Origin of the sequence: Fodinicurvata sp. EGI_FJ10296 (genome assembly GCF_040712075.1) — a bacterium.
GTDB lineage: Bacteria > Pseudomonadota > Alphaproteobacteria > DSM-16000 > Inquilinaceae > JBFCVL01.
Genome location: NZ_JBFCVL010000022.1, coordinates 1 through 5,087, shown reverse-complemented (window position 1 = coordinate 5,087; position 5,087 = coordinate 1). Strand labels below are relative to the sequence as shown.

General features: G+C 50.8%; 6 protein-coding genes. 4 read left to right on the top strand and 2 right to left on the bottom strand.

Going from position 1 to position 5,087, the window contains the following annotated elements; genetic code table 11:
• The first annotated feature begins 226 nt into the window (after positions 1-226).
• A complete protein-coding gene (locus ABZ728_RS22005) occupies positions 227-1,030 on the top strand; it encodes a replication initiation protein (RefSeq protein ID WP_366658596.1) in 804 nt (267 codons plus the stop codon).
• A 333-nt stretch (positions 1,031-1,363) separates the two neighbouring features.
• Here ABZ728_RS22005 and ABZ728_RS22000 read toward each other — a convergent pair whose 3' ends face one another.
• Positions 1,364-1,789 carry a hypothetical protein gene (locus ABZ728_RS22000; RefSeq protein ID WP_366658595.1) on the bottom strand — a complete coding sequence of 142 codons (426 nt, stop codon included), beginning with the start codon at positions 1,787-1,789 and terminating at the stop codon, positions 1,364-1,366.
• 143 nt (positions 1,790-1,932) lie between these two features.
• On the opposite strand from ABZ728_RS22000, the gene ABZ728_RS21995 reads away from it, so the two are divergent.
• Positions 1,933-2,493 (top strand): tetratricopeptide repeat protein, encoded by a 561-nt coding sequence (locus tag ABZ728_RS21995; RefSeq protein ID WP_366658594.1) that lies wholly within the window; start codon positions 1,933-1,935, stop codon positions 2,491-2,493.
• Here the strand turns inward: ABZ728_RS21995 and ABZ728_RS21990 are convergent, their stop codons facing one another.
• The gene (locus ABZ728_RS21990) at positions 2,494-3,063 is read right to left on the bottom strand and encodes a recombinase family protein (RefSeq protein WP_366658593.1); all 570 of its coding nucleotides are present in this window, start codon (positions 3,061-3,063) and stop codon (positions 2,494-2,496) included.
• A gap of 234 nt (positions 3,064-3,297) precedes the next feature.
• Between ABZ728_RS21990 and ABZ728_RS21985 the strand changes: the two genes are divergently transcribed.
• A complete protein-coding gene (locus ABZ728_RS21985) occupies positions 3,298-3,477 on the top strand; it encodes a hypothetical protein (RefSeq protein WP_366658592.1) in 180 nt (59 codons plus the stop codon).
• Between the two features lie 637 nt (positions 3,478-4,114).
• Entirely contained in the window at positions 4,115-4,729 is a 615-nt protein-coding gene (locus tag ABZ728_RS21980; protein ID WP_366658590.1) for a hypothetical protein, read from the top strand.
• The last annotated feature ends 358 nt before the right edge of the window (positions 4,730-5,087 follow it).

Sequence of the window (5,087 nt, the reverse complement as noted above, 5' to 3'; positions counted from 1 at the left end):
TATCCACAGAGGAAACTGTCCACAGCGGAACCTTCTAATCTTCTATCTTCAAATAGGGGCGAATCTGACCCCAATGATATCAATAACTTAACCACCTAAATGTGAGCAACTGGGATGGTCGCGGTGAGCAACTGGGATGGTCGCGGTGAGCAACTGGGATGGTCGCGGTGAGGAATCGGGTCGATGGTGAGTTGACCGTACTTGCAAACTCACAGATCATCGCACCATGACAACCCGCTACCGAACGATTGATCTAAAACCCCGCCCTGGCGAGATGCTCAAGCCCGCCGAGCTGATTGATGTTCGGGGGCAGAGCGCCTTAACCCGATATGCCCGACTGGTTTATAACCGTTTGTTGCACAATGCTTTTGGCCCTGAGATTGGAGAGAATGACCGGAGCTTTGTAATAGAACTCAAAGAGATTAAGGGATCACATTCCGGAAATGAGAGGATAGGAGATGTACTAACCTCTCTACAACAGACCATTGTAACAGTACGCCTATCAGACGGTAGAACAAGACAGGTTCAGCTTTTAGGTGGAATTGACTTCCATGACGATGATCGAACCGATGGAATTTTAACATACTCTTTCGATGACAGACTCATCGAAATCCTAAAAGAATCCTACGTGTTTGGTAAACTAGAACTACGAGTGTTATCGTCCTTTGATAGCAAATACGCCCTCGCTTTGTATGAAGCTGTTGCCCGACGAATTCGTATGGATAGTGCAGTTGAGGAATTTACAATCGATGAATTTAGAGAGTTGCTGGGTGTACCTGAAACTAAACTTCCCAGATATTCGGACCTAAACGCCTACGCCATCAAGCCTGCGCTTGAGGAAGTGAATGCCCTATCGGATTTCATCGTGACTATCCGTCCACGAAAACGAGGCCGCAAGTATATCGGCATTATCATGGCTTGGGGATGGAAGGATTCCGAGGCGAAAAAGGAAGCGTGGGCTGAGTTGAGACGCCCCAGGGTCGGGAGAAAGCACCGTATTCGCCAAGGAAACACGGACGCTATCATCTAATAACAACCCTATCTATAATACAAGCACAACAGGGAACAACTTATAGGTTACGATCGTGTGCTTCCTGTCGTATGGTATAGCCTTCACAACAAGGGCTTTAGCCATGCAATCCTATAACGTCCTCCGCGAAATGTTCCTCGCGGCCATCGATGAGGCCCGAACCGAGGCCAAGCTAACCAACACCCCGCATAGTGTTGTAGACTTGCCAGGTCTCAACCTGATCGCCGTCCCGCCCCCAATGGTTACCGTCACACCGGACGATCCCCGATCCGACCAAGAGGTGATGGAATCCTGGTACGACAGTCAGCGAAAGTCTGGCCCTTGATGGGCTTCCTACTTCTGCCCTCGAAGGCTGCTGATAAGCCTTTCCAGCCATCCCCGATTGGCTTCTGCCAGACGTTTCAACTCAGCTTCATGTGATCGCTGCAAGCGGTCTATTTCCTCTGCATGTGTCGAGCGAAGGCGCTCAATCTCTGCGCTATGGGCAGACTGCAAAGCCGCCATCATACCGGCTATAGTGTCGCCACCATCATCGGTATCATTGTCGGCATTAGCACCGGTACCAGTTTCATCCTTCACGTCGGAGTGCAGCACCCATACCCTTGTGCGGCCATCGTTCTGTGACTTGCCCGGCTTAACACGTAGAGTTTTCCTGGCTATCCGTGATCTTATAGCTGCCTTCTTCACCCCTAAAGCGGACGCAGCATCCTCAATCGTGAGCCATGTACCGGCTGCATCATCGGCATTATCTTCGGCCATAGTGGCGCACCTAGTACCGGTTATAGATGCAACGATAGTACCGGCACTAACTCCCTGCCTCAACCTGCATGGCTATTCCTCCCTTGATCGTACGAATAGGATCGTGCTCCCATGATTGAGGAAAATCCAGGGAAGACAAGCCAATGAGAAATCTAGCGGCCGCCATCGCCATCGGTGTGATGGCATTCCTGCCGATGGGTGCTTCAGCCCAGCCATCAGAAGCACAAGTAAATCAATTGCATGATCTTGCCAATAACGGAGCCGCCGAAGCGCAGAATATGCTGGGTTCCTTATACTATGGAGGTATTGGTGTCCCGCAAAGTTATGATCAATCGTATATCATGTTCCGTAATGCCGCAGAACAAGGCCATGCGGATGCTCAATATAACCTGAGCAATATGTATCTCCGTGGAGAAGGAACCGAACAGGATAGTCAAAGAGCATATTTCTGGTCGCACAAATCTGCACAGGAGGGTCATGCTAGAGCGCAGCTAGGGCTAGGCGCTATGTATATACAAGGCAATATTGTACAGAGGGATTACATTACGGGATACATGTGGACCACAATAGCCTCTTTTAACGGGGAAGCGAATTCCCTTCATATGATTGAACTTTTAGAAACAGCAATGGAAGATAACGATATATATGAAGCTCAGAGACGGGCGACTGCATGCATGGGATCTGGATATACTGACTGCGACTAATCACCTGACCAAGCGCATGATAGTCGCCCGAGACGCATTGAACTCACGCGCCAGTGCCGAGATCGTCTCACCTTTACCCATTCGCTCACGGATCGTCGGCACATCTGTCGGATCAATCTTCCGTGGTCGCCCTAACTGCTTGCCCTGGGCCTTTGCCCGTTGCAGGCCCGATTGTGTGCGTTCAACGAGAAGATCCCGTTCCATCTCCGCCACGGCTGACAACGTGGCGAGGATCAACTTCCCTGCCGAGGATGTGAGATCAAGATCCCCGAGCTGGAGCACCTTCACAGAGCAATCCATCTCGGATAGCCGCTTGATCGTCTGTTGAACGTCCACGGCATCACGGCCCAGGCGATCCAGTTTGGTGACGATGAGGCGCTTAGGCTTCCGGGTGCGGCTGATAGCGTCGATCAACTGAACGAACTCTGGACGGTCCATTGCCGGCACCTTCCCGCTGATCGTCTCGGCATAGGCGGCATCAACCGCATATCCTGCCGCTTCAATCTCTTGATCCTGGTTGGCCGTGTGTTGATCGGCTGTCGAAACCCGCGTGTAGCTGAACGTGTGCATCCCGGCGCATCCTTGTGTTCATAATGGATGTGCATAATGTCGGACTGTTCATAACTCCGCAAGGTATTTTTTGAACATTGGTTTTGTCGGGGGCTTCACCCTGTTCATAAACGGTCGTTATTGAACATGTCCTGAATCAAGCCTTGGGGTTTCGAAAGGGGCTTCCCCTTCGCCTACGTGATAACCGCCAGGTTATCGCTAGTAGGTTATGCCAAAGAGGATTCCGTAAGGGGGATGGGGTTTCCAGACAGCCGGGATATAGGCTTCCCTGTCGTCACCGGCTTCCTTGCCGATGGACGCTGCATCGCGCCTCCAGGTAATATCATCGCTGGTGCATCGAGCATCGCCGCCAATGGACTTTGCATCCTCGCAGATCAAACCGATCACACCTTGCCAAGCCTGGCTTTCATCTGACCGCCAGGTAAGGGCCACCACCCCTCCGCCCGTACATATATACCCGCTCAATACGGACGACCTATTCTGGTTCTGACGGAATCAAATTCCCCATTTGAGATTATTGTTTTTGGAAGCAAGTCTGTTTGTTCATGTATTGTTCTGCTCGCTGGAGGCGATAAAATTTCTGGTCGATTCCACGGAGGATACAACAGAAAAGTCTTGTATAACTCACCGTTGTACATATACCTATGCCGATGGAACACGAAACCCTTGATCCGATTAACCTGATCCAGAGGCCATCGCTTTTGGATGGGCAGTACGAAGAACGACGCAGAACCGGCAATGCCGGCCTGCCCTTGTTCGGTTACCGACTGGATGAAGACGACCCTCGCTGGTCAATCGCCATCCCTGAACGCCTGGAGTATCTCCGGCAAGCTTTGCTCTACATCGAGAAGGGCTTCTCACAACGCCGTGTAGCTGCCTGGCTCGAACACATGACCGGCGAGACTTACCACCACACCACTCTCAGGTGGAGATATAATACCGAACTTCGCCTTTCACGGACAAGGAAGAGCCTTCGCGCAATCTCATCGGAGCTTGAAGGTTCCCCGCTCACTGCATGTCGCTCATACGGCGCAGAATTGGGGGCTGTGTGATGGCAATGGAAGCCCCAGCTACCGCCCTACCCGAAGCCTCATCAGCTCGCATCCACGGCTTCGAGAACGCGACCTGTTCAAAGTCTGGTTTGCTGGCTCCTGATACCCTTTCAGCTTCGGAAGCTGATCGATACGCCAAGGCCATCCGAGACTTGATGGAAGCTGCTTGCCCTCAATATGCTTTTACCCTGCGGTTTGGGGAACACACCCCTTGGGATGAAGTGAAAGCCAGGGGGATTATCAGGCATCTGGAGGCATGGTTTAACAGTCAGTTACTCGGCCCCAGATGGCAGCGTCCAAATAATCAGCATAAACTTACCACCATAATTTGTATTCCAGAGGCCATGCACGGCACAAATCCTCATTTGCATGGGGTTATCCATGTACATGATAGTTTGGTGGATCGTGTATCCAGTCTCTTCACAGGTGATATAAATAAAAAGACACAGAAACCATGCTTCTGGGTAGATGTTAAAGATCGGCACTTTCCAGCTTCCGATTGCATGGTTGAAAAACTGTATGACGATAATAGGTGGATGCACTATTCTGCTAAGGACGTGGCTCAATATCACGCCTGGAAAGGCGAGTATCCACCTACTATAATGTCGGCATAAGGCTGACTATCCTTAAAGTACGACTAAGATTTGGGCGTAGGCCAAGCCCCCCTGCTTTGTTCGCACTTCACCATATAGCCTAAACCCTGGCAGCATATCGCCCAGGTAACAACACCCCTTGATAGGCTAGGCCAATAGGCGAACGGAACGGAGCCAGATGCATAAGCTGGTGCGCAGTTCAAAACATTACCAAAATCAGCCCTCCATAATAGGTTGTGACTACGAAATTACACAACCTATTGGTTAAGAACCCCTAACTTATCCACAGAGGAAACTGTCCACAGCGGAACCTTCTAATCTTCTATCTTCAAATAGGGGCGAATCTGACCCCAATGATATCAATAACTTAACCACCTAA

Excerpts from the sequence above, each read along its gene's own strand:
- ABZ728_RS21995 (WP_366658594.1), top strand. The coding sequence starts at position 1,933 with ATGAGAAATCTAGCGGCCGCCATCGCCATCGGTGTGATGGCATTCCTG.
- ABZ728_RS21985 (WP_366658592.1), top strand. The coding sequence starts at position 3,298 with ATGGGGTTTCCAGACAGCCGGGATATAGGCTTCCCTGTCGTCACCGGC.
- ABZ728_RS22005 (WP_366658596.1), top strand. The coding sequence starts at position 227 with ATGACAACCCGCTACCGAACGATTGATCTAAAACCCCGCCCTGGCGAG.
- ABZ728_RS21990 (WP_366658593.1), bottom strand. The coding sequence starts at position 3,063 with ATGCACACGTTCAGCTACACGCGGGTTTCGACAGCCGATCAACACACG.
- ABZ728_RS21980 (WP_366658590.1), top strand. The coding sequence starts at position 4,115 with ATGGCAATGGAAGCCCCAGCTACCGCCCTACCCGAAGCCTCATCAGCT.
- ABZ728_RS22000 (WP_366658595.1), bottom strand. The coding sequence starts at position 1,789 with ATGGCCGAAGATAATGCCGATGATGCAGCCGGTACATGGCTCACGATT.